General features: G+C 63.5%; 25 protein-coding genes and 1 tRNA gene. 17 read left to right on the top strand and 9 right to left on the bottom strand.

Features of this window, described 5'->3' with window-relative positions; genetic code table 11:
* Position 1: 1 nt before the first annotated feature.
* From citX to dhbA, 7 genes are all read left to right on the top strand, one after another.
* Positions 2–550, top strand: a complete 549-nt coding sequence (citX, locus tag HMPREF3138_RS12685) for a citrate lyase holo-[acyl-carrier protein] synthase (RefSeq protein ID WP_038877989.1) — start codon at positions 2–4, stop codon at positions 548–550.
* A complete protein-coding gene (gene citG / locus HMPREF3138_RS12680) occupies positions 531–1,415 on the top strand; it encodes a triphosphoribosyl-dephospho-CoA synthase CitG (RefSeq protein ID WP_038877991.1) in 885 nt (294 codons plus the stop codon). Before citX ends, citG begins: the two co-directional genes overlap by 20 nt.
* Before the next feature lie 25 nt (positions 1,416–1,440).
* Positions 1,441–2,904, top strand: a complete 1,464-nt coding sequence (locus HMPREF3138_RS12675) for an anion permease (protein WP_004940821.1) — start codon at positions 1,441–1,443, stop codon at positions 2,902–2,904.
* A gap of 146 nt (positions 2,905–3,050) precedes the next feature.
* Complete coding sequence (gene agp, locus HMPREF3138_RS12670; RefSeq protein WP_038877993.1) at positions 3,051–4,280, top strand: bifunctional glucose-1-phosphatase/inositol phosphatase; 1,230 nt, start codon at positions 3,051–3,053, stop codon at positions 4,278–4,280.
* A 161-nt stretch (positions 4,281–4,441) separates the two neighbouring features.
* The gene (locus tag HMPREF3138_RS12665) at positions 4,442–5,134 is read left to right on the top strand and encodes a 4'-phosphopantetheinyl transferase family protein (RefSeq protein ID WP_038877995.1); all 693 of its coding nucleotides are present in this window, start codon (positions 4,442–4,444) and stop codon (positions 5,132–5,134) included.
* 189 nt (positions 5,135–5,323) lie between these two features.
* Complete coding sequence (locus HMPREF3138_RS12660) at positions 5,324–6,514, top strand: isochorismate synthase (RefSeq protein WP_038877998.1); 1,191 nt, start codon at positions 5,324–5,326, stop codon at positions 6,512–6,514.
* A 100-nt stretch (positions 6,515–6,614) separates the two neighbouring features.
* Entirely contained in the window at positions 6,615–7,373 is a 759-nt protein-coding gene (gene dhbA / locus HMPREF3138_RS12655; protein ID WP_038878000.1) for a 2,3-dihydro-2,3-dihydroxybenzoate dehydrogenase, read from the top strand.
* Between the two features lies 1 nt (position 7,374).
* On the opposite strand, the gene rarD is transcribed toward dhbA, so the two are convergent.
* The gene (gene rarD / locus HMPREF3138_RS12650; RefSeq protein ID WP_038878002.1) at positions 7,375–8,253 is read right to left on the bottom strand and encodes an EamA family transporter RarD; all 879 of its coding nucleotides are present in this window, start codon (positions 8,251–8,253) and stop codon (positions 7,375–7,377) included.
* 139 nt (positions 8,254–8,392) lie between these two features.
* Between rarD and alkB the strand changes: the two genes are divergently transcribed.
* Entirely contained in the window at positions 8,393–9,040 is a 648-nt protein-coding gene (alkB, locus tag HMPREF3138_RS12645) for a DNA oxidative demethylase AlkB (RefSeq protein WP_019452474.1), read from the top strand.
* Here the strand turns inward: alkB and HMPREF3138_RS12640 are convergent.
* On the bottom strand, positions 9,023–9,958 hold the full coding sequence (locus tag HMPREF3138_RS12640; protein ID WP_033647920.1) for a LysR family transcriptional regulator: 936 nt from the start codon (positions 9,956–9,958) through the stop codon (positions 9,023–9,025). The genes alkB and HMPREF3138_RS12640 overlap by 18 nt on opposite strands.
* 85 nt (positions 9,959–10,043) lie before the next feature.
* On the opposite strand from HMPREF3138_RS12640, the gene HMPREF3138_RS12635 reads away from it, so the two are divergent.
* Positions 10,044–10,673 (top strand): serine-tRNA(Ala) deacylase AlaX, encoded by a 630-nt coding sequence (locus HMPREF3138_RS12635; RefSeq protein WP_038878005.1) that lies wholly within the window; start codon positions 10,044–10,046, stop codon positions 10,671–10,673.
* Between the two features lie 7 nt (positions 10,674–10,680).
* Here HMPREF3138_RS12635 and HMPREF3138_RS12630 read toward each other — a convergent pair whose 3' ends face one another.
* The gene (locus tag HMPREF3138_RS12630) at positions 10,681–10,923 is read right to left on the bottom strand and encodes a hypothetical protein (RefSeq protein ID WP_025303447.1); all 243 of its coding nucleotides are present in this window, start codon (positions 10,921–10,923) and stop codon (positions 10,681–10,683) included.
* A gap of 304 nt (positions 10,924–11,227) precedes the next feature.
* Here HMPREF3138_RS12630 and HMPREF3138_RS12625 point away from each other — a divergent pair, with 304 nt between their 5' ends.
* The gene (locus HMPREF3138_RS12625; RefSeq protein WP_038878008.1) at positions 11,228–12,136 is read left to right on the top strand and encodes a sugar glycosyltransferase; all 909 of its coding nucleotides are present in this window, start codon (positions 11,228–11,230) and stop codon (positions 12,134–12,136) included.
* Entirely contained in the window at positions 12,114–13,337 is a 1,224-nt protein-coding gene (locus HMPREF3138_RS12620; RefSeq protein ID WP_038878010.1) for an O-antigen ligase family protein, read from the top strand. Before HMPREF3138_RS12625 ends, HMPREF3138_RS12620 begins: the two co-directional genes overlap by 23 nt.
* Here HMPREF3138_RS12620 and HMPREF3138_RS12615 read toward each other — a convergent pair.
* Positions 13,261–14,376 (bottom strand): glycosyltransferase family 9 protein, encoded by a 1,116-nt coding sequence (locus HMPREF3138_RS12615; protein WP_038878012.1) that lies wholly within the window; start codon positions 14,374–14,376, stop codon positions 13,261–13,263. The two genes, HMPREF3138_RS12620 and HMPREF3138_RS12615, sit on opposite strands and share 77 nt — an antisense overlap.
* A 143-nt stretch (positions 14,377–14,519) precedes the next feature.
* Positions 14,520–15,155: a flavodoxin family protein gene (locus tag HMPREF3138_RS12610; RefSeq protein ID WP_038878014.1), complete on the bottom strand. Its 636-nt coding sequence runs from the start codon at positions 15,153–15,155 to the stop codon at positions 14,520–14,522.
* Positions 15,156–15,270: 115 nt separating this feature from the next.
* Here HMPREF3138_RS12610 and HMPREF3138_RS12605 point away from each other — a divergent pair, with 115 nt between their 5' ends.
* The 3 genes from HMPREF3138_RS12605 (at position 15,271) to HMPREF3138_RS12595 (ending at position 17,248) form a co-directional block, all read left to right on the top strand.
* The gene (locus HMPREF3138_RS12605) at positions 15,271–16,167 is read left to right on the top strand and encodes a LysR substrate-binding domain-containing protein (RefSeq protein WP_038878016.1); all 897 of its coding nucleotides are present in this window, start codon (positions 15,271–15,273) and stop codon (positions 16,165–16,167) included.
* Between the two features lie 69 nt (positions 16,168–16,236).
* Complete coding sequence (locus HMPREF3138_RS12600) at positions 16,237–16,824, top strand: nitroreductase family protein (RefSeq protein WP_033635168.1); 588 nt, start codon at positions 16,237–16,239, stop codon at positions 16,822–16,824.
* 130 nt (positions 16,825–16,954) lie between these two features.
* The gene (locus tag HMPREF3138_RS12595; RefSeq protein WP_038878018.1) at positions 16,955–17,248 is read left to right on the top strand and encodes a DUF2623 family protein; all 294 of its coding nucleotides are present in this window, start codon (positions 16,955–16,957) and stop codon (positions 17,246–17,248) included.
* A gap of 13 nt (positions 17,249–17,261) precedes the next feature.
* On the opposite strand, the gene HMPREF3138_RS12590 is transcribed toward HMPREF3138_RS12595, so the two are convergent.
* On the bottom strand, positions 17,262–17,831 hold the full coding sequence (locus HMPREF3138_RS12590) for a helix-turn-helix domain-containing protein (RefSeq protein WP_038878021.1): 570 nt from the start codon (positions 17,829–17,831) through the stop codon (positions 17,262–17,264).
* A 38-nt stretch (positions 17,832–17,869) separates the two neighbouring features.
* Here HMPREF3138_RS12590 and HMPREF3138_RS12585 point away from each other — a divergent pair, with 38 nt between their 5' ends.
* Both HMPREF3138_RS12585 and HMPREF3138_RS12580 read left to right on the top strand, forming a co-directional pair.
* Complete coding sequence (locus HMPREF3138_RS12585; RefSeq protein ID WP_038878022.1) at positions 17,870–18,388, top strand: GNAT family N-acetyltransferase; 519 nt, start codon at positions 17,870–17,872, stop codon at positions 18,386–18,388.
* Positions 18,389–18,405: 17 nt separating this feature from the next.
* Positions 18,406–18,846, top strand: coding sequence for a DMT family transporter (locus HMPREF3138_RS12580; protein ID WP_038878024.1), 441 nt, complete (start codon positions 18,406–18,408; stop codon positions 18,844–18,846).
* Between the two features lie 57 nt (positions 18,847–18,903).
* On the opposite strand, the gene HMPREF3138_RS12575 is transcribed toward HMPREF3138_RS12580, so the two are convergent.
* Positions 18,904–18,979, bottom strand: a tRNA-Asn gene (locus HMPREF3138_RS12575).
* Positions 18,980–19,315: 336 nt separating this feature from the next.
* On the opposite strand from HMPREF3138_RS12575, the gene nac reads away from it, so the two are divergent.
* On the top strand, positions 19,316–20,239 hold the full coding sequence (gene nac, locus HMPREF3138_RS12570; RefSeq protein WP_038878026.1) for a nitrogen assimilation transcriptional regulator NAC: 924 nt from the start codon (positions 19,316–19,318) through the stop codon (positions 20,237–20,239).
* A 585-nt stretch (positions 20,240–20,824) separates the two neighbouring features.
* Here the strand turns inward: nac and HMPREF3138_RS12565 are convergent.
* Together HMPREF3138_RS12565 and opgB are read right to left on the bottom strand one after the other, a co-directional pair.
* Positions 20,825–22,288 carry an AMP nucleosidase gene (locus HMPREF3138_RS12565; protein ID WP_038872363.1) on the bottom strand — a complete coding sequence of 488 codons (1,464 nt, stop codon included), beginning with the start codon at positions 22,286–22,288 and terminating at the stop codon, positions 20,825–20,827.
* A gap of 138 nt (positions 22,289–22,426) precedes the next feature.
* A complete protein-coding gene (gene opgB, locus HMPREF3138_RS12560) occupies positions 22,427–24,730 on the bottom strand; it encodes a phosphatidylglycerol--membrane-oligosaccharide glycerophosphotransferase (protein WP_038872360.1) in 2,304 nt (767 codons plus the stop codon).
* Positions 24,731–24,985 lie beyond the last annotated feature (255 nt).

The raw sequence follows: 24,985 nt of genomic DNA, 5'->3' as shown, positions 1-24,985 counted from the left end.
GATGGCCGCCGTCGATCCCCAACTGGCCGCCGAACGCGCGGTCAGCCTGCCGGCGCTGCTCACCAGCCGCGAATGCCGCCAGGCGCGGCAGCAGGCATGGCTGGCGCAGCACGAGTGCACGCTGCTGGTGCTGACGCTGGTGGTGCCCGGCCCGGTGAAGGACAGCGCGCTGACGCGCGGCATCTTCAACCTGGGGTGGACGGCGCTGCTGCGGCTGTGCGCCGAACAGGGTTGGCCCAGCCCGCAGGCCGAGGCGCTGGCGCTCTCCACCGGCTGCGAAGGGTTTGTCGCGCTGCGCGCCGATGCCCAGCGGGTGAAGGACTGCGCCATGCAGCTGGAGGTGAGCCGCCCGATCGGCCGGCTGTGGGATATCGACGTGCTGGATACGCAGGGGCGCATTTTGTCGCGCCGCGACATCGGCCTGCCGGAACGGCGCTGCCTGCTGTGCGGCCAACCGGCCAAGATCTGCGCCCGCCAGCGGCGGCACAGCAGCGAGCAGCTGCTGCATGAAATGGAAAGGATGTTCAACGATGCGATCTCTGCCGATTAACCTGCCCGCCCACCGTGCCGAACCGGCCTGCGACTTCGCCCGCGCCGCTTTCCGCGCGCTGCTGGTGGAAGTCAACCTCACGCCCAAGCCGGGGCTGGTGGATCGCCATAACACCGGCGCCCACCGCGACATGGATCTCGGGCACTTCTATCGCAGCGCCCGCGCCATCGGCGTGTGGCTGCCGCGCTTTATCCAACGCGGGCGCGAAGACGCCACTTTGCCGGCAGAACAGCAGCTGGCGCGGCTGCGGCCGCTCGGCCTGGCCTGCGAAAACCAGATGTTTCGCGCTACCGGCGGCATTAACACCCACAAGGGCAGCGTGTTCTCGCTCGGGTTGCTGTGCACCGCCTTCGGCCGCCTGCAGCAGCAGGGCCGCGCCATCGGCGCCGAAGCGCTGTGCGCCGAGGTGGCGGCGATGTGCCGGGGGCTGGTGGATCGCGAGCTGCGGCGCAACAACGCCGGGCAGACCGCCGGCCAGCGGCTGTTCGCCGCACACGGGCTGAGCGGCGCGCGCGGCGAGGCGGAGGCCGGTTTCCGGCTGGTCATTGACGGCGCGCTGCCGCTGTATCGGCAACGGCTGGCCGGCGGCGACGACGAACAGCGGGCGCTGCTGGACAGCCTGCTGTGGCTGATGGCCCACAACGACGACACCAACGTCGCCTCGCGCGGCGGCCTGCACGGGCTGCGCTGGCTGCGGCGCCGGGCGGCATTGCTGCTGGCGCAGGGCGGCTCGGCGGGGGAGGCGGGTCTGGCGCGCCTGCGGCGCTTCGATGCCGACTGCATCGCCCGCAACCTCAGCCCCGGCGGCAGCGCCGACCTGTTGATAGTGACCTGGCTGCTGGCGCAGCTGGGTGCCCAAGAATAATAACCAAGCCTTCAGGAGAGTCCCTATGTCCCAAACCCAGGAAAAGATCTGGAAAGCGATAGCGCCGCTGGCGGTGCTCGCGATCCTGTTATTGATACCGGTGCCCGACGGCATGCCGCCGCAGGCCTGGCACTACTTCGCCATCTTCGTGGCGATGATCGTCGGCATGATTCTGGAGCCGATCCCGGCCACCGCCATCAGCTTTATCGCAGTGACCGTCAGCGTGCTGAGCGCCAACTGGGTGCTGTTCGGCGCGCAGGAGCTGGCGGAGCCGGGCTTCAAGGCCGGTAAAGAGGCGCTGAAATGGGGGCTGGCGGGCTTCTCCAGCACCACCGTCTGGCTGGTGTTCGGCGCCTTTATCTTCGCGCTGGGCTACGAGGCCACCGGGCTGGGGCGGCGCATCGCGCTGTTCCTGGTGAAGTTCATGGGCAAGCGCACGCTGACGCTGGGCTATGCGGTGGTGATCATCGATATCCTGCTGGCGCCGTTCACGCCGTCCAACACCGCGCGCACCGGCGGCACGGTATTTCCGGTGGTGAAAAACCTGCCGCCGCTGTTCGATTCCTTCCCCAACGATCCCTCTTCACGCCGCATCGGCGGTTACCTGATGTGGATGATGGTGGTCGGCACCAGCATCAGCTCCTCGATGTTCGTCACCGGCGCCGCGCCGAACGTGCTGGGCATCGAGTTCGTCGGCAAGATCGCCGGGGTGCACATCAGCTGGATGCAGTGGTTCCTGGCGTTCCTGCCGGTCGGCCTGCTGCTGCTGATCATCGCGCCGCTGATCTCCTACTACCTGTACAAACCGGGCGTGACCCACAGCAGCGAAGTGGCCGCCTGGGCGGATACCGCGCTGGGGGAAATGGGCAAGCTGACGCGCAAGGAATACACCCTGATCGGCCTGGTGCTGCTCAGCCTGTGCCTGTGGGTGTTCGGCGGCAAAATGCTGGACGCTACCGCGGTGTGTCTGCTGGCGGTGTCGTTGATGCTGGCGCTGCACGTGGTGTCGTGGAAAGAGATCACCAAATATTCCAGCGCCTGGAACACGCTGGTTAACCTGGCGACGCTGGTGGTGATGGCCAATGGCCTGACGCGCTCCGGCTTTATCGACTGGTTCGCCCAGACCATGAGCACCCACCTGGACGGCTTCTCGCCGAACATGACGGTGGTGGCGCTGGTGCTGGTGTTCTATTTCGCCCACTACCTGTTCGCCAGCCTGTCGGCGCACACCGCCACCATGCTGCCGGTGATCCTGGCGGTCGGTAAAGGGTTGCCGGGCGTGCCGATGGAGCAGCTGTCGATGCTGCTGGTGCTGTCGATCGGTATCATGGGCGTGCTGACGCCGTACGCCACCGGGCCGGGGGTGATCATCTACGGCTGTGGCTACGTGAAGTCGAAAGACTACTGGCGCCTGGGCGGCATTCTCGGCGTGGTGTACATCGCCGCGCTGCTGCTGATCGGCTGGCCGATCATGAGCCTGTGGTACTGAGTTGAAGCCACGCGGCCACCGCCCGGTGGCCGCGGTTACGATCCTTTCCCGTGAACCCTGTCACACACTTGTCACACTAACCCCGCCATCATACTTGGGCAAACGCTAACACCTTAAAAATAATCATTTTCCGGGAGCCTCTGCGGATGAGAAAAAAAACGTTATTGCTGTGCCTGCCTTTGTTATTCACCGGGAACGCGCTGGCGGAAGCCGGCGGTTATCAGCTGGAACAGGTGCTGGTCATGAGCCGCCATAACCTGCGCGCGCCGCTGGCCAACAACGGCAGCGTGCTGGCGCAGTCTACGCCGAAGGCCTGGCCGGCCTGGGAAACGCCGGGCGGCCAGCTGACCACCAAGGGCGGGGTGCTGGAAGTGTATATGGGGCACTACTTCAACGCCTGGCTGAAGCAGACCGGCCTGTTGCCGCAAGAGGGTTGCCCGACCGCCGGCAGCGTGTACGTCTACGCCAACAGCCTGCAGCGCACGGTGGCCACCGCGCAGTTCTTCAGCAACGGCGCGTTCCCCGGCTGTGACGTCAGCGTGCACCATCAGGACAAGATGGGCGAGATGGATCCGACCTTCAACCCGATCATCACCGACACCAGCGAGGCCTTCAACCAGCAGGCGTTGGCGGCGATGAACGCCGCGCTGGGCTCGCTGAAGCTGGACGCTTCTTACCAACAGCTGGCGAAGATCATCGACTACAAGGATTCCGCCGCCTGCAAGACCGACAAACACTGTGACCTGACCAAAGAAACCAGCGTGATGAGCGCGGTGCCGGGCAAAGAGCCGGGCGTCTCCGGCCCGCTGCGGGTGGGCAACTCGCTGGTGGACGCCTTTATGCTGCAGTATTACGAAGGTTTCCCGATGAAAGAGGTGGCCTGGGGCAAAATCGCCACCCCGCACCAGTGGCAGCAGCTGGCGCAGCTGAAAGACGGCTATCAGGACTCGCTGTTCACCTCACCGGTGGTGGCGCAGAACGTTGCCAAGCCGCTGCTGACCTACATCAACAACGCGCTGCTGGGCGAGCGCAAACCGGACGCGCCGAAGCTGACGGTGCTGGTCGGCCACGATTCCAATATTGCCTCGCTGCTGTCGGCCATGCAGTTCCAGCCGTATCAGCTGCCGCAGCAATACGAGAAAACGCCGATCGGTGGCAAACTGGTGTTCCAGCGCTGGCGCGACGCGCAGAACGACCGTGAATTGCTGAAGATCGAGTACGTCTATCAGTCCACCGAACAGCTGCGCAAGGCGACGCCGCTGACGCTGCAAACCCCGCCGCAGCGGGTGACGCTGGCGCTGAAAGGCTGCCCGATCGACAAGGACGGTTTCTGCGCCTGGAGCGATTTCGAAAAGACCATGAAAGGCATCTTGTAATGCTCAGCCTCTCTCCCGAATGCGGGGGAGAGGCCCCTCCCCATCCCGGCTAACGCGCCGCCGTGCGGGCCTTAACGCCATTTATTTTGCCCAGGGTCATTGTTGCAGGCCGTTTCGGGGGCTAACATCATCAGCCTGCCTGCTTATCATGGATACCGCCGTTGCCCACTTTTATCCGCCATATCGAATTTTTCACGCCGGACGGCTATCCGGGCCAGGTGGCGCGCTGCCATTTTGCGCTGGCGGAGTATCGTGACGAGAGTTTTCCCGAGGCGGGCTTTGCGCTGCCGGATCATCTGGCGCGCGCGGTGCCGAAGCGCCGCGCGGAGTATCTGGCCGGGCGTTTTCTGGCGCGGCAACTGTTGGCGCCGCTCGGTTTTGCCGATTTCACCCTGGCGCGCGGCGAAGATCGCGCGCCGCAGTGGCCGCCGGGCATCGCCGGGGCGCTGAGCCATAATTCTGATACCGCGCTGTGCGCCGTGCACCGCGAGAGCGGGCTGGGCGGCGTTGGGCTGGATGTGGAGACGCTGCTCTCCGACGTGCGGGCGGAGGAGCTGTGGGGCGCGATCGTTTCGGCGGGGGAGCGCGAGGCGTTGCTGCGCGAGGCGCTGCCGTTCAATGAACTGCTGACGCTGACGTTTTCCGCCAAAGAGAGCCTGTTCAAGGCGCTTTATCCGCAGGTGCGCTGTTACTTCGATTTTCTCGATGCGCGCATGGTCGCCGTGGATATGCAGCGGCAGACGTTTGTATTAGCGCTGCTTAAGACGTTGACGCCAAATTGCCCCGCCGGCCGCCGGTTTAACGGGCGCTTTTGGCGTGAAGGTGACGACGTCACGACTTTTATTTTCTGCTAAAACACAATCATAACAGTGTGTTATTTCTTACTTTGCCGTAACGCGGATTTGCCGCAGCGGGCGGAAAGATTCATTCATCGGAGATTGACCCACGGTGGGGATCCGGTGTAATTTATCCTCCTTTTATGGCTAATGATAATTATTCGCATAAACATTATCATTGGTAAGGCGCAACAAAGGAGTGGTCTAGTGGCGACACTGACGACAGAAAACCAAACCTTCCCCGGGTTTGTGTACGCCGAACAATCGACCTTTTTGTACCGGTCCGAATTCCGTTCCCTCTTCGCCGATGGCGTGTTCGAGCGTATCGAGACGCCGGCGTTCGGCGGCGAGCAGGAAGGCAGCGCGCTGGCGCAGCATATCCGCCAGGCGCTGGCGCGCGCCAAAGCCGCCGGCCAGGAGACGCCGGTGGTAGTGGGCGCCATTCCGTTCGATACGCGCCGGCCTTCCAGCCTGTACGTGCCTGAAAACTGCCAGTTTGTCGCCAACGACAGCTTTACCCGCGCCGCGCGCCCGATGCTGCAACAGGCGCATCGCCTGGCCGCCTGCACCAGCATTCCGGACGAGCCGCGCTTCAAGCACGCGGTGGCGGAAGCGGTCAGCCGCTTTAAACAGGGCAAGCTGGACAAGGCGGTGCTGTCGCGCATCCTCGACATCGAGCTGGAGCAGCCGGTGGCGGGCCACCAGATCCTCAATAACCTGATGGTGCAGAACCCGACCGGCTACCACTTTTCCCTGCCGCTGGCCGATGGCGGCGTGCTGATCGGCGCCAGCCCGGAACTGCTGATCCGCAAGCAGGGCGGCGAGATCCACACCAATCCGCTGGCGGGCTCGGCGCGCCGTCAGGACGATCCGCAGCAGGATCGCCTCGGCAGCGAGCGCCTGATGCGCTCGACCAAAGACAAATACGAACACAAGCTGGTGATCGACGACATTCGCCGCCACCTGGCGCCATTGTGCGCCAGCCTGAGCGTGCCCAGCGGCCCGTCGTTGCTCAGCACCGGCACCATGTGGCACCTGTCCACCCGCATTCGCGGCGAGCTGCTGAACCCGAATCTCAACGTGATGCAGCTGGCCTGCCTGCTGCATCCGACGCCGGCGCTGTGCGGCTTCCCGACCGAGAGCGCCCGCCAACTGATCGCCGATCTGGAACCGCACGATCGCGGCCTGTTCAGCGGCATCGTCGGCTGGTGCGACGCCAACGGCGACGGTGAGTGGGCGATCGTCATCCGCAGCGGCCTGCTGCGCGGCAACCGGGTACGGCTGTTCGCCGGCGCGGGCATCGTCGCCGCCTCGACGCCGCAGTCCGAGTGGATGGAAACCGCCGCCAAACTGGGCACCATGCTCAACGCTTTCGGCCTGAACAGCGGCGCGCTGTAGGCCTCTTTGCGGCGCAGTGCGCGCCGCGTCATACGCTTTCGCAGGAGACAACGATGAACAACAACATGACCCGGCAGCGTGCCCGGATGGCGGTGTGCGCATGAGCATTCAGATGGACTTCACCGGCAAACGCGTGTGGGTGACCGGCGCGGCGCGCGGCATCGGCGAGCAGATCGCCCGGCATTTTTTGACGCAGGGCGCCGAGGTGGTGGGATTTGACCGCGAGTTCGCCAACCCGGATCTGCCTTACCCTTGCGTGATGCTGGACATCAGCCGGCCGGAGCAGGTGGAGGCGGTGTGCCGCCAACAGCTGGCGGAGAACCCGCGACTGGACGTGTTGGTCAACGCCGCCGGCATTCTGCGCATGGGCAATACCGAAGATCTGAGCGTGGATGACTGGCATCAGTGCATCAACGTCAACGCCTCGGGGGCGTTCTACCTGTTCCGCGCCGTGCTGCCGCACTTCAAGGCGCAGCGCAGCGGGGCGATCGTCAGCATTGGTTCCAATGCCGCGCACGTACCGCGCGCGCAGATGGCGGCCTACTGCGCCTCCAAGGCGGCGCTGACCAGCCTGAACCACTGTGTGGGGTTGGAGATGGCGCCGTTCGGCGTGCGCTGCAATCTGGTGTCGCCGGGCTCGACCGACACGCCGATGCAGCGCGGCATGTGGCAGACCGACGACGCGCAGCAACGCACCATCGCCGGTTTCCCCGAGATGTTCAAGCTGGGGATCCCGCTGGGCAAAATCGCCCGCCCGGATGAGATCGCCAACGCGGTGTTGTTCCTGGCCTCCGATTTGGCCAGCCACATCACCATGCAGGACATCGTGATCGACGGCGGCGCCACGCTGGCCGCCTGAGTCAGACCCGCTGGCGGCGCAGCAGGTGCTGCGCGCCTTCCGCCGCCAGCAGCAGCACCGCCAGCCAGATAGCCAGATAGGTCGGCCATTCGCTTTGGCCGATGTTTTCGCCGAGCAGCAGCGCGACGATCACCAGCAGCACCGGTTCCACATAGCTCAGCAGGCCGAACAGGCTGAACGGCAGCAGGCGGCTGGCGAGGATGTAACACACCAGCGCCACGGCGCTGATGACGCCGAGCAGCGGAATGCGCCAATACAGCTCGGCATTGATCTGCAGCGCCGCCGCGCCGCCGTCGCCGAAGGCGAACCAGGCCGCCGCCGGCAGCATCAGCGCCAGCTCGCACCACAGCCCGCCGAGATTGTCGGTGCCGAAACGCCGCCGCAAAATAAAGTAGAGCGGATAGCCCAGCGCCACCACCAGCGTCGGCCACGAGACGCCGCCCGCCTGATACAGCTCATTGCCCACCCCCACCATGGCGCACGCCACCGCCAGCTTTTGCAGCAGCGACAGCCGATCGCGGTAGAAAAAACGGCCCGCCAGCACCATGGTCAGCGGCAGCAGAAAATAGCCGAGCGACACGTCGAGCGCCTTGCCGTGCAGCGGCGCCCACAGGAACAGCCACAGCTGCACCCCCAGCAGCGCCGAGGTGAGCAGCAGGCCCAGCAGGCGCTGCGGCCGTTGGCCGATCCAGGCCAGCGTGTCGCCCACTTTGCGCCAATCGCCGGACAGCGCCATAAACAGCGTCAGGAACGGCAGCGTCAGCAGCGTGCGCCAGCCGTAGACCTGTTCGCCGTTCAGCGGGGTGAGGGTAGAGGTGAAGTAATACATCGCGCCGAACAAGATGGAGGCGACGACCGAAAGAGTGATGCCCTTAATCACACGCATTCCTGGTGAGTGATTGATTTTATGGCGGCTACTGTAGAGAAATTTGCCGCCAACGACAATGGCGTTGCCGGGCGCTGGACAATCGGCGGCGGCGGGTTACAATGAATACTGTGTATTCATACAGGCTTTGGCGATGACAATCGATCTTTTTGAAGACGCGCTGCCGCCGCCGTGGCGCGAAGAGATCGCCCCCGGCGCGGTGGTGATGCACGGCTTCGTGCGCGATCACGGGCCGGAACTGCTGGCGGCGGTGCAGGGCGTAGTCGCCCAGGTGCCGTGGCGGCATTTGACTACCCCCGGCGGGCACGTGATGTCGGTGGCGATGAGCTGGTGCGGCAATGGCTGGACCAGCGACAGCCGCGGTTACCGCTATTCGGAACGCGACGCGCGCAGCGGCAAACGCTGGCCGGCCATTCCCCCCATCCTGATGGCGCTGGCGGACGAAGCCGCGCAGCAGGCGGGCTTCGGCCCCTTCGTGCCGGACTCTTGCCTGATGAACCGTTACGATCCTGGCAGCAAGCTGTCGCTGCATCAGGATAAAGACGAGCACGACTTCGGTGCGCCGATCGTCTCGGTGTCGCTCGGGCTGCCGGCGGTGTTTCAGTTCGGCGGGCTGCAACGCAGCGACCGGGCGCGGCGCATCCCATTGGCGCACGGCGACGTGGTGGTATGGGGCGGCCCGGCGCGGCTCTGTTTTCACGGCATCCTGCCGGTCAAGGAAGGCTACCACTCGCTGGTGGGGCCACACCGCATCAACATCACGTTACGCAAGGCGCTTTAGCTGCGGCTCCTGCGCCAGGCAGGCGACGAGATAGTCGATAAACACCCGCAGTTTGGGCGGTAGATACTGGTTAGGCGCGTAGAGTAACCACAGGCCGCCGTGATAGCTGCTGAGGAAATCCCACTCCGGCAACACCTGCACGATCTCGCCGTCGTCGAGCGCCTGGCGGGCGGTAAAATACGGCAGGCTGCCGATGCCGATATGCTGTTTTACCGCGTCCAGCCGCACACCGGTGTGGTTGGCGGCGTAGCGGCCGCGCACGTTGACCGTCACCGTTTTGCCGCTGCGGCGGAACTTCCATTGCGCGTCGCTCGGCGTTTCGCCCAGATAGATGCAGCTGTGCGCCGCCAGATCGTGCGGGTGCTGCGGCGTGCCGTGCTGCGCCAGGTAGTGCGGCGTGGCGCACAGCAGATGGTCTATTCTCATCAACTGGCGGCCGATCAACCCGGGCGACGGGCGATCGGTGATGCGCAGCGCCAGATCGACCCGATCGTCGATCAAATCCATGTAGCGATCTTCCAGCCGCAGCCTCACGTCTACCTTCGGGTAGCGGCGCAGGAACTCCGGCATGTGCGGATGCAGCACGAAGCGGCCCACCGCCTTGGGCACGCTGACGCTGACCAGCCCCTCGGGCTCCACGGCGCCGCGCCCGCCGATCGCCATGACCGCGTCGGCCGCCGCCAGCAGGGTGCGGCAGTGCGCAAACGCCTCTTCGCCGCTTTCGCTCAGCCGCAGTTTGCGGGTGGTGCGGTGCAGCAGCTGCAGCGCCAGCGCCTGCTCGAGTTTCGCCACGCTGCGGCTGACGGCGGAAGGCGAGGTGCCCAGTTTACGGGCAGCGGCGGAAAAGCTGCCGCTCTCTACCACCTGAACGAAAACGGCCATTTCGGGCAACAGGGCGTAAGAAAGATTTGTGCTCATGACGCAAAGGTCCATTGTGATAGCGGCGGATTATCCCTCGATTATGACATGAATATAATGGCTCTTCGAACCGAGGAGAAAAATGATGACCGAACGACGTTATTACTACAGTGACGATGTACAGGGCCAGGCGCAGGTGTTGAGCTGCGCGCCGGCCGAGGCGGGCGCTTACGCCGTAGAGCTCGACGCCACGCTGTTCCACCCGCAGGGCGGTGGCCAGCCGTCCGACGTGGGGACGTTAGGCGGCATCGCCGTGCTGCGGGTGCAGCAGCAAGGGGATACCGTGCTGCACTTTACCGCTGCGCCGCTGCCGCTCGGGCCGGTTACGATGCAAATCGATGAAGCGCAGCGTCGCCTGCACGCCCGCTGGCACTCCGGCGGGCATCTGATCGGCTGGCTGGGAGAAACCCGAGGCTGGCGGCCGGTCAAGGCACATCATTGGCCGGGGGAAGGGCGCATCACGTTTACGCCAGGGCCGGATGCGCAGACGGTAGAAGCGAACTTTTTGCAGGCGGAGCTGGTGCGCTTGATCGCCGCCGATTTACCCCGCCGCCAACAGGCGGTGGAGGGGATGCGCCAGGTCGGCTTCGGCGAACTGCCCGCCTACGGCTGCGGCGGCACCCATGTCGCCAGGCTGGGCGAGGTGGGGGCAATTGCGATCACCGGCGTAAAGATGAAGAAAGGTCAGCTGATCGTGCAGTATGAGCTGGGGTGAATAAGGTTCAGCGCCCGGCCTGCCGCAGCTGGGTGCAGAACGCGCATTGGCATCCCGCTACCGGCACCGCCGCGCAGCTGCCGATGTTCACCGGCTGGGCGTCCATGGCGTGAAAGCCGTAAAACAGATTTTCGATGTTTTGTTCCGCCGCGCGCGCCTGTTCCGGGCGCGGTTCGGGCACTTTTGACTGAAACGCCGCGGCCTTGCCGGCCAGCAGGCTGAGAAACAGCAGCGACAGCTGGATTTTCATCGTCGTCTTCCTTTGGCTGAAGTTGTGATACATTATAACAAAACCCCTTCAATGCCAAGCGGCGGTGCCGCTGCCACTCACGTTATTTTTACGTGCTGCAACAGTTTCTCATTCAATTAACACTTCGACATATCTCTTATCGATACGCTGACTAATAATTCAAATTACAAAAATTGCCTCACTAAACGAATATTTAGATACTCGCTGTGCGGCCTGGCCAGTGCTGACACGTTTTTAAATTCTGAGCATACAGAAAGATGCCTCTGTAGGTATCGTCACGCACTCTGGACAGGACATCGCCACCATGGGCTCTTTTTTTAAGCAGATCTACCGCTATTCCCACGCGCGCCCTTATCGGCATAACGAAAACCTCTGGCCCTACGTGAAGATCGCGCGCGGCGAAGGCGGTGAAATCGCCGCCTTATGGTACAAGCACCGGGCGGTGCCGATCGTCCCGCTGAGCGAACTGCGCAGTAGCTGCCGGGGGGAGGTGCTGCTGACGGCTACCGGCCCGTCGGTGAAGGCGCTGCGCTTCGAAAATATTCCCGCCATGCCCGCCATCGGGGTCAACGGCGCCTATTGCCTGCATCGGCAGCTGGATTTTCGTTTCTACGTCATCGTGGACATGGGGTTTATCGACAGCCGCCCAGAGATCGTGCGCGACGTCATTCAACGGCCTGGGCTGACGCTGTTCACCACCGTGCACGGCGTGGCGCGCATTCTCGATCGCTTTGGCCCGGCGGCGATCGGCTGCCGATTGGCGATCGTCGAAGACGCGGCCTGCAAGATTTACCGCCCCCGGATCGACAGCGGCGCGCTGTGGGATCACTACTGCCGGGAAAACGGCGTGGTCTTTGCCGCCGAGAGCCGCATGCTCGGCTTTAGCCAGGATATCCGCTGCGGCATTTTCGATGCCGGCACCGTGGCCTATTGGGCGCTGCAAATCATCGCCTATCTCGGCTTCAAGCAGCTGTTTATCGCCGGACTGGACATGAACAACTTCCACCAGCCGCGCTTTTACGAAACCGAGCAGGATCGCTTGCCGACGTTCCTGGCGGACAAGGTGGAGTCGCTGGTGATCCCCGCTTTTCGACACGCCGGCGCGATCATGAAAAAGCAGCAGATCGCGATTAAAAACCTCTCCCTGCACAGCGCTATCGGCAGCGATATCTTCGAGAAGGTGGACGGCAATGTTTACTTTCAGCAAGCCTGAGCGGTGTTATCGCTTCGGCAGCGCGCTGTTTTTAGCCTTCGCGTTTTTCAGCGCGATCTTTTGCGGGCAGACCCGCGTCAACAACCTGTTTCATTTGGCGGCGCTGCTGTGGCTGGCCGCCGTGTTCACCTGGCCGCCGCTGCGGCGGCAGCTGTGGGCCAATCGTCAGGCGCGCTGGGGCGGCGGGCTGGCGCTGATGTTTTTGCTTTATTATTCCCTCAGCGCGCTGTGGGGCGAGACGCCGGGCGACATGCCGTCGGCCCTGACCCACAGCGCCTATATCCTGCTCTACCTCGCCTGGCTGGTGACGCTGCTCGACGGTGAGCGGCGTCATCAACTGCAGTGGGCGATGCTGGCCGGCATGACGGCGCTGTGCCTGTATCTGACGCTGGTCGACGCCCCGTCGATTTATTATCTGCGGGAAACCACCGCCCGCAATCCGGGGCCGAGCAACGTGATCGATCTGGCCGGTTACGCCGCCATCGCCATTTTGTTGAGCCTGATGATTTTCCGCGATACCGGGCAAAAAGCGGCGCTGTGCTTTATCCCGCCGCTGCTGGCATTCATGGTGCTGACGCAAAGCCGCGGCCCGCTGATCGCACTGGCGCTCGCGGTGGTGGTGGCGATGCCTTATCGACACCGGCCGGGACGGTGGCTGTGGTTTCTGTTGCCCGGCGCGCTGGCTGTGGTTCTCGCCGTCGTTTACAGCGCGATCGGCGAAATGTTGCTGACGCGTTTTGGCGAGCTGTATCAACAGAGCTTTGTTCGCATCAGCATCTGGCGCCACAGCCTGGCGCTGATCGAACAGGCGCCGTTCTTCGGCTACGGCTTTGACAAGCAGCTTAACTTTCTCAATTACACCGGCGAGCTGAACCACACCACGCACAGCCTGTACCTCGGCGCGTTGCTGAAGGGCGGCTGCGTGGGTTTCCTGTTGCTGCTGGCGCTGCTGGGATATGGCGCGCGGCTCGCCATCGCACACTGGCGCACAGGGCGGCGCTGGGAGGCGGGCCTGTTTCTGTTTATGCTGGTGTTCTACAGTTCGCAGGGCATGTTTGTGATCGCCAATCCGGCGGAGTTTTGGTACCTGTTTTGGCTGCCGCTGGCGCTGCTGCTGTCGCAGCCTAAACGGCGGCCGATCGGGACTGTGCAGACGACAGCGCCGCCAGCGTCTTCTCCAGCACCTGTTCCGCCGCGATAATACTGAGCGGCTGGCGGCGCTCAGCGGCACTCAGCGCGGCGCTGTCAACCGGCACGTGCATCACCTGATGCTGTTCGCTGTCCTGATAGGGGCCGGTATGCCGCGGGTTAGCGGTGACGAACAGGCTGACGGTGGCGGTTTTCAACGCCACGGCGAGGTGAAGCGGCCCGGTATCGCCGGTCACCAGCACCTGCAGATTGGCGATCGTCGTCAGCAGTTGCGGTAACGTGGTCGCGCCGATATGGCTTACCACCCGCTGTTGCTGTTCCTCGCTCAAACCCGCCATAAATTCCCGCTCGAGGCTGCGCTCCGCCTTGCTGCCAATCAACTCGATCTGACAGTCGGGGGAGTGCGCCAGCAGCCGTTGTGCCAGCTCAACAAAGCGGTCGACCGGCCAGCGGCGCAGCATTTCGGAGGCGCCCATCTGAAAGCCGATCAGGATCTTGCCCGCCGGCTTCTCAAGCGCGGGAAACGCGACCGGGATGAACATGTCAGGATTGTCGGTACGGCATCCCAATTGCCCCACCATATCCAGCTTGCGCTGAATTAAATGGCCGTCGCTGCTGTGGCTGACGCCGGTCAGCCAGCGCTCCATGCCGCTCGGTTTGTTGCCGTAAACGTCTTTGAACAGGTATTGGCAACCGGCGGCGATGGCGACCAGCACGTCGTAAGGCGCCTTCGAGTGCAGGATGACCGCCAGCTGTGGCCGGTTTTTTCGCAGGCGCCGGATAACGGCCAACATGTCTTTGGCCTTGTGGTCCCAGTAAATCACGTCATGAAAGCAGGGGCTGCCTTCGACCAGCTGCCGGTTTTTATGGCTGGAGACCAGCGTGATTTGCGCGCCGGGATAGCGTTCGCACAGTGCGCGGATGGCGGGCGTATTGAACATCAGATCGCCGAGGGCGCTGGTGGAGAAAATCACGATGCGTTCAAAGGATTGCTGCGGATCGAAGCTCGCTGCGGGCCGGAAATTGCCCGCGATGCGGGTATAGAGACGTAAACCGGCGTTGGCCGCCGCTATTTTCCACTGTTTAGACATTGCAGTTCGCTTCCGCTTGAGATCGGCGGCCACCGTCTGGCGCCGCGTCGTATCATACAAGCGCGGCAACGGCGGGCCAATGGCCCGCAACAGATTGCGACAGATGCTAACGTTATGTTTGCAATTGTCGCCGCGCGCCGCGCTTACTCTTCCCAGACTTGCGTACTGCGCGGGCTGTCCATCTGATAATCCGAGTAGGGGCGAGTGAAGAACTCGCGCCCCAGTTCGCGGGCGGCCTGCAGCGGATTGCGCGGATCGCGGGCGATCTCGCCGCGCTGGTTGCCGGCGCCGTGCACCACGCCGACGAACGCGGAATGGGTGTAGCGGCTGAATTCCTGGAGCTGATGCACGATGCCCAGCGCCGCGCCGGGGTAGGTTTCTTCCGACGCCACTGCCAGCCCGATGCGTTTACCGCTCATGCGCTGGTGCACCTGTTCCGCCTGAGGGTAGGCGTTGGAATAGAAGCTGAACGAGCGATCGAAAAAGGCTTTGGTTTGCGCCGACATGCCGTACCAGTAAATCGGCGTGCAAAATACCGCGCCGTCAGCCGGCAGGAAGTGCTCCAGGAACAGCTCGGCGTAGCGATCGGCCGGCGGCGGCGTGTGGCGTTCATCGCTCAGAAAACCGCTCAGGTAATCATCGAGAAAATGCAGGCTGGCGGAAGTACCGGCTTCGGCGGCGCCCGCTAGGATCGCCTGCGCCAGCGCGGCGCTGTTGCCGTCGCGGCGCGGGCTGCCGACCAGCACCACCAGACGTTTGGATTGATGAGTTTTATTCATGTCATATTCCTCGGTATGAAGTGGATTCAGCCCTACTCTAGAAACAAGTGCCGGCAGGCGACAAATGACGGCTTTTCTGCCAGGATGATTTCAACTCATCTCAAGAGGCTTCGCCATGTTTGCCATGCTGCCCGTCAACGCATTACGCACCTTTGAATCCGCCGCTCGCCTGCGCAGCTTCAAGCTGGCGGCGGCCGAGCTGACGGTGACGCCGACGGCGATTTCGCACCAGATCAAAGCGCTGGAACAGCAGTTGGGGTTTGCGCTGTTCGAGCGGGTGCCGCGCGGCGTGCGGCTGACGCCGAAAGGCGAAACGCTGTTTGCCGGGGTGCACGGCGCGCTGCTGGACGTCGCCGCCACGCTCGAGGGCCTGCGGCCGCAGCTCAGCACCGGGTCGCTGTGCGTCTCGGTCACGCACTCTTTCGCGGCGCTGTGGCTGGTGCCGCGCCTGGGACGTTTCTACCAGGCGTACCCACACTATCTGGTGCGCCTGGAGGCCTGCGCCGAGGTGATCGATCTGCAGCAGGACGCCAGCGTGGACGTGGCGGTGCGTTACAGCCGCGCGCAGTATCCTGCGCTGCATCAGACGGTGCGGCTGGAGGAAAGCTTTGGCGTCTACGCCGCGCCGGAGCTGGCCGCCGCCGAGCCGGAAAACCCGGTGCTGATCACCGTCAAGTGGGGGGATTCGGCGCTGTACGACAGCGGCTGGCATGACTGGTGCCGGGCCGCTGGCGTAGACTGGTGGCAGCGCCATGCGGCGATGCGCAGCTATCACGAGGAGCATTATGCCCTGCAGGCGGCGGTGGCCGGGCAGGGGCTGGTGCTTGCCAGCTCGGTGATGGTGTCCGATATGGTGGACAACGGCCTGCTGGTGGCGTACCGGCCGGAGGTGCGCGTACCGGGCGCCGCGTACAGCGTGCTGTGCGCGCCGGGGCGCGAGCGGCATCCGCCGGTCAGGGCATTTCTCGCCTGGCTGCAGCAGGAGCTGCCGCAGGGCAATGGCACGAAATAAAAGTTTTACCGTCCTAAGCTGTGGGAATATCAGCGAACTTTTGTTTTTACTTCACTGCGAGAACCTATCATGAGCCAGCCAAGAACCTCCGATTACCCGATTGATGCGCAATTTATCGAACGCTGGTCGCCGCGCGCGATGGCCAACGACGCCATCGACGATCAAACGCTGCTGAGCTTTTTTGAAGCGGCGCGCTGGTCGCCATCGGCCTACAACATTCAGCCGTGGCGCTTTGCCTACAGCAAGCACGGTTCTGACAGCTGGGAGAACTACCTGGAATTCCTGATCGACTTCAACCGCGGCTGGGCGCAGCACGCCTCGGCGCTGGTGGTGATCGTCTCCAAAACCACCAGCCTGAACGGCGAACGGCTGGTGGACAACCCGACCCACGCGTTCGATACCGGCGCCGCCTGGGCTAGCCTGGCGCATCAGGCGCACCTGAAAGGCTGGTTGACCCACTGCATGAGCGGCATTCACCACGACAAGATTAAGGCGGCGCTGCAGCTGCCGGACGACTATGCGGTGCACGCCATGGTGGCGATCGGCAAACCGGGCGACAAGGCCCGCCTGCCGGATTTCCTGCAGGAAAAAGAGGCGCCGTCGGGCCGTCTACCGCTGGGCAAGACCGTCAGCGAAGGGCTGAATTTCACGCTGTGATTGCCCGCCTTCCCTCAGGCCCGCTTGGCGGGCCTTTTTTATGCGGCGAGTAAAACTTAGGGAGTATGTTCTCGTTCGTTTATTCGCTGTATATTTTGTTATATATCGATGGCATGATGAGGAGGAAACCGTGGGTGACCATTTTGGCAAAGGGCTGTTGGCGGGGCTAAAGGCGGAGAACCTGAAGCCGGAGACGGAGCTGTCGCGCTTTTGCTCCGACTACAAGCGCGGCTTTGTGCTCGGCTATGCGCACCATTTGGCGCAGCGCTGCGGCGACGAAAACCGGGCGGCGTTCGAAGCCGGGCAGCTGAGCCGCGCCTATGGCCTCGGCAGCGAGCCGATGAGCGAGTTCTTTTCCGGCGGCGACAGCCGGCTGGCGGAGAAGTTTTTCCGCGCCGGCTATAACCGGCCGACGCAGGGCTAGCGCGGGCGGGGCGTCAGGCGGCGCTCAGCACCGCCACCATATACACGCACGGTTGGTCGCTCTGGTTTTCAAAGCGGCAGTCCGCCGGTGGGCCGAGCTCCAGGCAGTCTCCCTCGGCCATGTCATGGCGCGCGTCACCTTCCACAAAGACCAACTCGCCGGATAAGACCCAGATCAGCTGGCGCTTGAAGGCATACACCGAGGCCGGCATCGGGATCGTCGCGCCGGCCGGCAGTTCGATACGCACCAGATCGAGCGGCAGATCGGTGCGCGGCGAAACGTGGCGCCGCACGTAGCCGCTCTCCGGATCGACCCAGACCGGCTGATCTTCCCGGCGCAGCAGCCGGCCTTCCTGCGTTTCCGCCCGAGCGATGAGCTTGGACATGCTGAGGCCGAACGCCCCCGCCAGCCTGCCCAGCAGCATCGCCGTCGGGCTGCTCTCGCCGCGCTCGATCTTATGAACCATCGCCCGTGAGACGCCCGCCTGCTCGGCCAGATCGGACAGCGACCAGTGGCGCGCCTCGCGTTCAATGCGAATGCGTGCGCCGATCAGCTGATTTAGATTGTCTAATTTAATATTCATATCGTAGTGTTATAGTGGACAATTGGCCGGGGTAAACCATGATTATACGAAATGCGACGCTTAACGATAGCGCGGCGATTGCCGCCATCTATAACGACGCGGTGTTGAACAGCACCGCCATCTGGAATGAACAAACGGTGGATGCGGCCAATCGCGCGGCGTGGATCGGCGAACGGCAGGCGGCGGGCTACCCGGTGCTGGTGGCGGTGAACGGCGCGGACGAGGCGATCGGCTATGCGTCGTTCGGCGACTGGCGCGCCTGGGACGGCTATCGCCATACCGTAGAACACTCGGTGTATGTCCATCAGGCGCATCGCGGTGAAGGGATTGGCAAAGCGCTGTTGATCGCCCTGATCGCACGGGCGCGGGAGATCGGCAAGCATGTGATGGTGGCCGGCATCGAATCCGGTAATCAGGCCTCTATTCAGCTGCACCTGGCGCTCGAGTTCCGCGAGGTGGGGCGCATGGAGCAGGTGGGCGCCAAATTTGGCCAATGGCTGGATCTGACTTTCCTGCAGCTGACGCTCGACGAGCGGGCGGCACCGCCGGCGCACTGATCCCGGGAGACAGGGCGATGAATATGCTATTGCTGCTGATTGCGGCGGGAATGGGGCTGGTGGTGCAGAATCTGCTGATGGTGCGCATGACCGAAAGCGTCTCGACCATCCTTATCACGCTGGTGATCAATTCCAGCGTCGGTTTGCTGCTGCTGGTGGGGTTGCTGCTGGCCAAAAACGGCCTCGGCGCGGTGGCGGAAGTGACCGGCGCCGCCAGGTGGTGGATGCTGCTGCCGGGGCTGCTGGGATCGCTGTTCGTGTTTGCCGGTATCCTGGGCTACCAAAAACTGGGCGCGGCGGCCACCATCTCGATCCTGGTCGCCAGCCAGCTGTGCATGGGGCTGCTGGTGGACGTCTACCGCGCCGGCCCGGCGGCGCTGCGCGAGAATCTGCCGGCGCTGTTCGGCGCCCTGCTGCTGGTGGCGGGCGCCTATCTGGTGGCGAAACGCAGCTTTTGACGGCGGCTGAAAGGCAAAAAGCCCGCTCGGGTTTCCCTGAGCGGGCTTCTCTAAATATGGCTCCTCTGACTGGACTCGAACCAGTGACATACGGATTAACAGTCCGCCGTTCTACCGACTGAACTACAGAGGAATCGTGTGAACGGGGCGAATAATAGCGGGGCGGTTGCGGCTTGTAAAGCGCGAAAACACCCGATGCGCCCGTTTGCTGCAAGATTGCCCAACCTGCTGCTTTTTCTCGCTTTTGTCGCTTATCCCGCGCGCAGTGCCCCCGGATGGCCCGTTGTTCGGGCCGTTGCTTGCCTGTGGTGCAACGTCTGCCCTGCGCTGTGGCGCTCGCCGCCCGACGAACGGCCGTTGACCGCCTTATATCCCGCCTCCGTGGCCGTTTACCGACTCTGGCCCGGATCTTGCTGCGGTGCCTGACCGGATTTCGGCATTCTCAATTTAGCGGCTCGCTGGAGGCACTATGAATTTCAGACGTCTGAAGTACTTCGTGAAAATCGTTGATATCGGCAGCCTGACCCAGGCGGCGGAGGTGTTGCACATCGCCCAGCCGGCGCTCAGCCAGCAGCTGGCGACGCTGGAGGGGGAGCTGAAACAACAGCTGCTGATCCGCACCAAGCGCGGCGTACAGCCGACCGAGGCCGGCAATATTCTCTATGCCCACGCGCAGACCATTCTGCGCCAGTGCGAGCAGGCGCAGAGCGCGGTCAACAGCGCCGGGCAGGCGATGAGCGGCCAGGTGTCTCTCGGGTTGGCGTCAGGCAGCACGGCGGCGCAGCTGGCGCTGCCGCTGCTGCAGAGCCTGCGCGATCAGCAGCCGGGCATCCTGCTCAGCCTGCATGAGAACAGCGGCGCGGCGCTGGCCGGGCAGGTGGCTAACCAGACGTTGGACATGGCGATGGTCTACGGCGCCAAAATGCCCGCCGGGCTGCACGCCATCGCCTTGATGCGGGAAGATCTCTATCTGGTGGCGACGCGTGCGGTGCCGCATCCCGGCAACAGCGTCGAGCTGCTGGACGTGGCGCGGCTGAACCTGTTCCTGCCGCGCGAGGGCGATGCGGTACGCAATCAGCTGGAAGAGGCGATGGCGCTGCGCAAGCTGGCGATCAACGTGGTGGGGGAGATCGAATCCTCGGGCGCGCTGAGCGCCGCGATCGCCGGCGGGCTGGGGGCGACCGTGCTGCCGGAATCGGTGGCGCGCGCGATGATCGGCCCGGCCAAGGCCTGGATGGCGCGCATCAATGCGCCGACGATGTCTGTGCCGCTGGCGCTGTGTATGTCGGGCCAACAGGCGCTGTCCGCCCCGGTTCTGCTGGTCAAAGACATGCTGCTGTCGATCGCCGGCGGCCGCAGCCAGGAGAAACGCGCGCTGGCGCTGGTGCGTTGAGGATAAAAATTACTGGTCAATTAAGCTTGATCGGCAATTTTTATCCCACCTGAGTGCGTTGTGTGCAGCTTTAATCGGCAGTTGGTGATGTGCGTCAGGGCCAACTCCCGAATTTCTGCCATCGGGAAAGTGTTCCTCACTGTTTGATGTTAACTGCTTAAAAGACAATGAAAATGGCGGGGTGAGCACGATGTTTGGCGCCCTTGAAGACGCCGAGCGCAGGCATAGCGCATTAGGCGAAACCGCCATGGACGGCGGTTTCAGGTGAGACAGGCAGGGACGCCTGTCGCAACCGGCCTCAATGCGGTATGGCGGAGGGAGGACAAATCTGCCTGGCGCAGATTTGAACGCTGCTTGCAGCGGCCCCGAAGGGGCGAGGCCCAGGGATGGGCTGAGTAACGTTGGCAAAGCCAACCGTCTGATTGGGCAAAGGCGCGGGTTGCAAGGGGCCGCGCTTACGGCCCCTTGTTCGGTCGAGGCACATGAGTTTCATGGCGCAACTTTTATTTATCGACCGAAACTCCACGAACAACTTCATAAGAACGCTAACTGGCAAACATTACGCCGCAGCGGGCCTGAGAACCGTTACCGGAACGGCGGTTCGTTGAAGGTGCGCAGCTTGCGCGAGTGCAGGCGATCGCCCTCGGCGCGCAGCAGATCGATGGCGCAGATGCCGATCTGCAGGTGCTCGGAGATCGCCCCTTCATAGAAGCGGTTGGCCTGGCCCGGCAGTTTTATTTCGCCGTGCAGCGGTTTGTCGGAGACGCACAGCAGCGTGCCGTACGGCACCCGGAAGCGGTAACCCTGGGCGGCGATGGTGGCGCTCTCCATGTCGACCGCCACCGCGCGGCTGAGGTTGAAACGCCGCGCCGAAGCGGAATAGCGCAGCTCCCAGTTGCGATCGTCGGTGGTGACCACGGTGCCGGTGCGCAGGCGCTGTTTGACCTCTTCGCCGGGCATGCCGCTGACCATCTTGGTGGCGTCGTACAGGGCGCGCTGCACCTCGGCGATGCTCGGGATCGGGATATCCGGCGGCAGCACCGCATCCAGTACGTGATCGTCGCGCAGATAGGCGTGGGCCAGCACATAATCGCCGATCGACTGGCTCTCGCGCAGGCCGCCGCAGTGGCCGATCATCAGCCAGGCGCTCGGGCGCAGCACCGCCAGGTGATCGCAGATAGTCTTGGCGTTGGACGGGCCGACGCCGATGTTGATCAGCGTGATGCCCTGGCCGGTGCGCGAAATCAGGTGATAGGCCGGCATCTGGTGATTTTTCCACGCCAGATCGGACACCGCCTGTTCCGGGGCGCTGGTTTCCGGCGTGATATAGGTGCCGCCGGCGCTGGAGAGCGCGATGTACGGGCTGGCCGGATCGGCGATTTGCGCGCAGGCCCAGCGCACGAACTCATCCACATAGCGGGTGTAGTTGGTGAACAGCACGAACGGCTGGAAGTGTTCCACCGGCGTGCCGGTGTAGTGCCGCAGCCGCGCCAGCGAGAAATCCGCGCGCAGCGCATCGAAATGCGACAGCGGGAAATGGTTGTCGGTGGTGTGATACAGGCCGTCGGCGGTTTCGTCACCGATCTGCGCCAGCTCGGTGGTGGGGAAATGCTGAGCGATGCCGGCGCTCATCGAGCGATCGAGCGCCAGGCTGGAGCCGTCGATCACGTAAGGGAACGGGATCTCCTGCTGCGACGGCGCCACTTCGATATGGGCGGCGTAATCGTGCTCCAGCATCGCCAACTGTTCGGTCAGATAGTGGCGGAACAGCTGCGGCCGGGTCACGGTGGTGCTGTAGCTGCCGGGATGGGTGAAGCGGCCGAAGGCGCGGGTTTTGCTCGGGCCGGATTGCTGCCCGTCCCAGCTGACGCGCAGTTCGGGATACACGAACAGCCCGGCGGCGCGCGCCTGCGCATCCGGCAGCGTGCCGTGGCTGATAAAGTCGCCGACCGCCTGACGCAGCGCGTCTACCGCGGCGTCATACAGGGCTTCCAGTTGATCGAGTGCCTGATCGGCGCTGAGGCCGCTGCGAGGTGGGGCATAGCTCATACTTTCTCCTTGGATGTCCCGGCTCTGTGGCGGGGTTGCGGCGTTTTACCGTCACAGGTTAGCCGAAGAAGGGCGTAAAAGCTTGGCCGAAATGACGGGCGCGGCAAAGAAAATACCGCGTCCGTGAAGGCGTGGGGATCAGGAGGCGGGGGCGGCCGCTTCGACCTTCAGCGACACCAGGCCGATGCCCAGCTTCTTCGGCGTAAAGCCGCCGCTGGCGCTCTCTTTCGGCTCGGTCGGCGCCGGCGGGGTAATGCTGATCTTCTGCGCGCCGCGCGGGTTGTCGAAGCGCAGGGTGACGGTGCTGTCCTGTTCGCCGAGCGACACGAAGCGCTCTTCGTCGCCGACGCGCACCGACATCGGTTCGCCGACGTTGTTGCCGTAGGCGCGGGCGCGCAGCACCAGATCGAAGCGCTTCGGCAGCGGATCGACGTAATCGATGTCGACCGCCGGCGCCAGGTTGGCGTCGGACCAGCGGCCCCACTCCTCGACGCCGGAAACGCCAGTGATGGCCTTCACCTGTTCCGGCATGCCGGGCAGCATGAACTCGATGCTGTCCGCCCGGTACTTCATCGCCGCGTCGTCCACCTGCAGGCGAGCGACGGCGTTTTGATAATCGGCGACGCTGTCCGCCGCCGGGGCGGTAAAGCTCACCTTGCCGCGGAAGCGATCGCCGTTGGCCTGTACGATCTGCGGCGGTGAGGCCAGGGTGCCGGAGGCTACGCAGATGTCGGTGCTCAGCGCCAGCTGTGGCGCCCAGACCCGGCCGATCTCGTAGCATTTATCGACCCAGACGAATTTCTCCCCCGCCCCCAGCCCGGCCAGCTGCTTGCGCAGCGGGGTGGAAAGGTAGACGTTGAACATCGGTTCGATGCGGTTATCGCCCACCCGCAGAATGAACGGCACCTTGTAGGTGACGCCGGAGAAGCTGAAGCTGCGCCGGCGCGTATCCACGCTGTAGTCGCTGATGCGGTTCGGCAGGCCCCACTGGTTGATCACCGCCGGTTTCCAGCCGTTGATCTTCTCTTCGATGTTCAGGAACACCGTAGACAGCGACGGCGCCGACAGGCTGCTGCGGCCGAGGCCGATGTAGTTGTCGCCGCCCATCACGTCCAGCACCGTGGCGCCGTTGTCCAGCGTGCTGCGCTTCTCGTTGCGCTGTTCCGCCAGCGGCCGGGTGCCGTCGATGATGAAGAACAGGTTGCGGCGCTTCTGTTTGGTCAGGATATCGTAGGCGGTGTTGTTCATCGCCAGATGATCGGAGGACACCACGATCACGGTGTTGCTGAAATAGGGCGAGCGTTTGATCTTGTCGATCAGCGCGGCGATGTGTTGCTGGCTGCAGGCCACCGCGCTCAGCGAGCGGTTTTCTTTATTCTGCCAGGCGTAACTCTTTTTGCTGCAGCCGGCGGAGATAAAGCCGTCCGGGTGATGGGTGTCGACGGTCAGGGTAAACAGCGAGAACGGTTGGCGCTGCTTGGACAGCTCGACGAACTTGCCGTACACCACGTCCAGCACGCTGTCGTCGTACCAACCCCAGTCGTTTTTGTAGCTCGGTTCGGCGACCTGTTCGCGCAGCTCTTTGAAGCCGTAAACGTGGTCGAAACCGTGGGATTTCAGGAAGGTGTCTTTACCGGCGAACGCCAGCTCGGCGCCCTGATAGAAAGAGTTGCTGTAGCCGGCGGCCTTCAGCACGTCGCCCAGGCAGACGTTCTCCGGATAGAAGGTGGAGACCGCGCTGGAGGCGTTGCCGTCGAAGGGCGCGAACAGCGGAATGCCGCACTGCGAGGCGACCATGCCGGCGATAGTGTAACCGGTGCCCGGCAGCTGCTGGGTGTTGCTGAAATCGATACTGTCTGCGCGCAGGGCGTTCAGCTCGTCGGCCAGGCCGGGAAACAGCTCGGTATCGAAGTAGGTGCGCTCCAGGCTCTCGGCATAGATGTACACCAGGTTCGGCCGTTTGCCCTGCACGGTCTTTTTCGGCGCCTTGTAGTAGGTGGTGAAATCGGCGGTATCGCCGACGATCTGGCTCTTGACCAGCAGCGAGATGTCCTGAAACGCCGGGGTGGTGCCAACCGAAAACAGCGCCAGCAGCACGGCGACGACGCTGTAGGCCACGCTGCTGCCTTTGGCCTTGCGGCGCAGCAGGCTGCGGGCCAGCACCGCGAAGATAAGTCCCAACGCCGCCAGCAGGCCGATAAACGGCAGCACGTATTTGCTGATGCCCGCGCCTTTGAGGCTGCTGGTGACGGTGTAAATCACCGCGTCGGTGATGCCGTCGCCGGTGAAGTAGTTGCTGGCGATCAGGATGACGTTCAGCACCAGATAGCTGCCGAGCAGCGTCAGCAGAATGGCGAACCACCAGCGGTTGGCGGCGGCCCGGGTGCGATAAATCAAAATTGACGCCAAAAAAAGAACAAACGAAACGACTGCTAGAACCATCCGCCAAACCTTGTCTGATTGAAATAAAACCGTTGCTGCCCTGGTTTGCGCCGCCGAGCGTGCCGCGGCGCGAAAAGTGAAGGGTATAGCCTATTGCCGGCGGCGGAACAACGCGCGATCTCCCGCAACGGCCGACGAGCGGCGGCTATTGTACATTTTTATGACAATAGTGTGACGTTAATCACGCCGACGGCGGCCTCGGCGGCGAAAGCTTGCTGGTCGGAGGTTTCGCTCTACGCTTAATGAGCGCTACGA

This window comes from Serratia sp. HMSC15F11, assembly GCF_001808215.1.
Taxonomy (GTDB): domain Bacteria; phylum Pseudomonadota; class Gammaproteobacteria; order Enterobacterales; family Enterobacteriaceae; genus Serratia; species Serratia nevei.
Note: the sequence above shows the minus strand (reverse complement) of the source record. Positions and strands in the feature narration are given on the sequence as shown.

Bases quoted from the DNA above. Each gene is read 5' to 3' on its own strand.
- HMPREF3138_RS12590 (WP_038878021.1), bottom strand. From the start codon at position 17,831: ATGAATATTAAATTAGACAATCTAAATCAGCTGATCGGCGCACGCATT.
- alkB (WP_019452474.1), top strand. From the start codon at position 8,393: ATGACAATCGATCTTTTTGAAGACGCGCTGCCGCCGCCGTGGCGCGAA.
- HMPREF3138_RS12610 (WP_038878014.1), bottom strand. From the start codon at position 15,155: ATGAATAAAACTCATCAATCCAAACGTCTGGTGGTGCTGGTCGGCAGC.
- HMPREF3138_RS12630 (WP_025303447.1), bottom strand. From the start codon at position 10,923: ATGAAAATCCAGCTGTCGCTGCTGTTTCTCAGCCTGCTGGCCGGCAAG.
- nac (WP_038878026.1), top strand. From the start codon at position 19,316: ATGAATTTCAGACGTCTGAAGTACTTCGTGAAAATCGTTGATATCGGC.
- HMPREF3138_RS12635 (WP_038878005.1), top strand. From the start codon at position 10,044: ATGACCGAACGACGTTATTACTACAGTGACGATGTACAGGGCCAGGCG.
- HMPREF3138_RS12605 (WP_038878016.1), top strand. From the start codon at position 15,271: ATGTTTGCCATGCTGCCCGTCAACGCATTACGCACCTTTGAATCCGCC.
- HMPREF3138_RS12565 (WP_038872363.1), bottom strand. From the start codon at position 22,288: ATGAGCTATGCCCCACCTCGCAGCGGCCTCAGCGCCGATCAGGCACTC.
- HMPREF3138_RS12600 (WP_033635168.1), top strand. From the start codon at position 16,237: ATGAGCCAGCCAAGAACCTCCGATTACCCGATTGATGCGCAATTTATC.
- dhbA (WP_038878000.1), top strand. From the start codon at position 6,615: ATGAGCATTCAGATGGACTTCACCGGCAAACGCGTGTGGGTGACCGGC.
- HMPREF3138_RS12580 (WP_038878024.1), top strand. From the start codon at position 18,406: ATGAATATGCTATTGCTGCTGATTGCGGCGGGAATGGGGCTGGTGGTG.
- HMPREF3138_RS12620 (WP_038878010.1), top strand. From the start codon at position 12,114: ATGTTTACTTTCAGCAAGCCTGAGCGGTGTTATCGCTTCGGCAGCGCG.
- HMPREF3138_RS12585 (WP_038878022.1), top strand. From the start codon at position 17,870: ATGATTATACGAAATGCGACGCTTAACGATAGCGCGGCGATTGCCGCC.
- citG (WP_038877991.1), top strand. From the start codon at position 531: ATGCGATCTCTGCCGATTAACCTGCCCGCCCACCGTGCCGAACCGGCC.
- HMPREF3138_RS12615 (WP_038878012.1), bottom strand. From the start codon at position 14,376: ATGTCTAAACAGTGGAAAATAGCGGCGGCCAACGCCGGTTTACGTCTC.
- HMPREF3138_RS12640 (WP_033647920.1), bottom strand. From the start codon at position 9,958: ATGAGCACAAATCTTTCTTACGCCCTGTTGCCCGAAATGGCCGTTTTC.
- HMPREF3138_RS12675 (WP_004940821.1), top strand. From the start codon at position 1,441: ATGTCCCAAACCCAGGAAAAGATCTGGAAAGCGATAGCGCCGCTGGCG.
- citX (WP_038877989.1), top strand. From the start codon at position 2: ATGGCCGCCGTCGATCCCCAACTGGCCGCCGAACGCGCGGTCAGCCTG.
- HMPREF3138_RS12625 (WP_038878008.1), top strand. From the start codon at position 11,228: ATGGGCTCTTTTTTTAAGCAGATCTACCGCTATTCCCACGCGCGCCCT.
- opgB (WP_038872360.1), bottom strand. From the start codon at position 24,730: ATGGTTCTAGCAGTCGTTTCGTTTGTTCTTTTTTTGGCGTCAATTTTG.
- agp (WP_038877993.1), top strand. From the start codon at position 3,051: ATGAGAAAAAAAACGTTATTGCTGTGCCTGCCTTTGTTATTCACCGGG.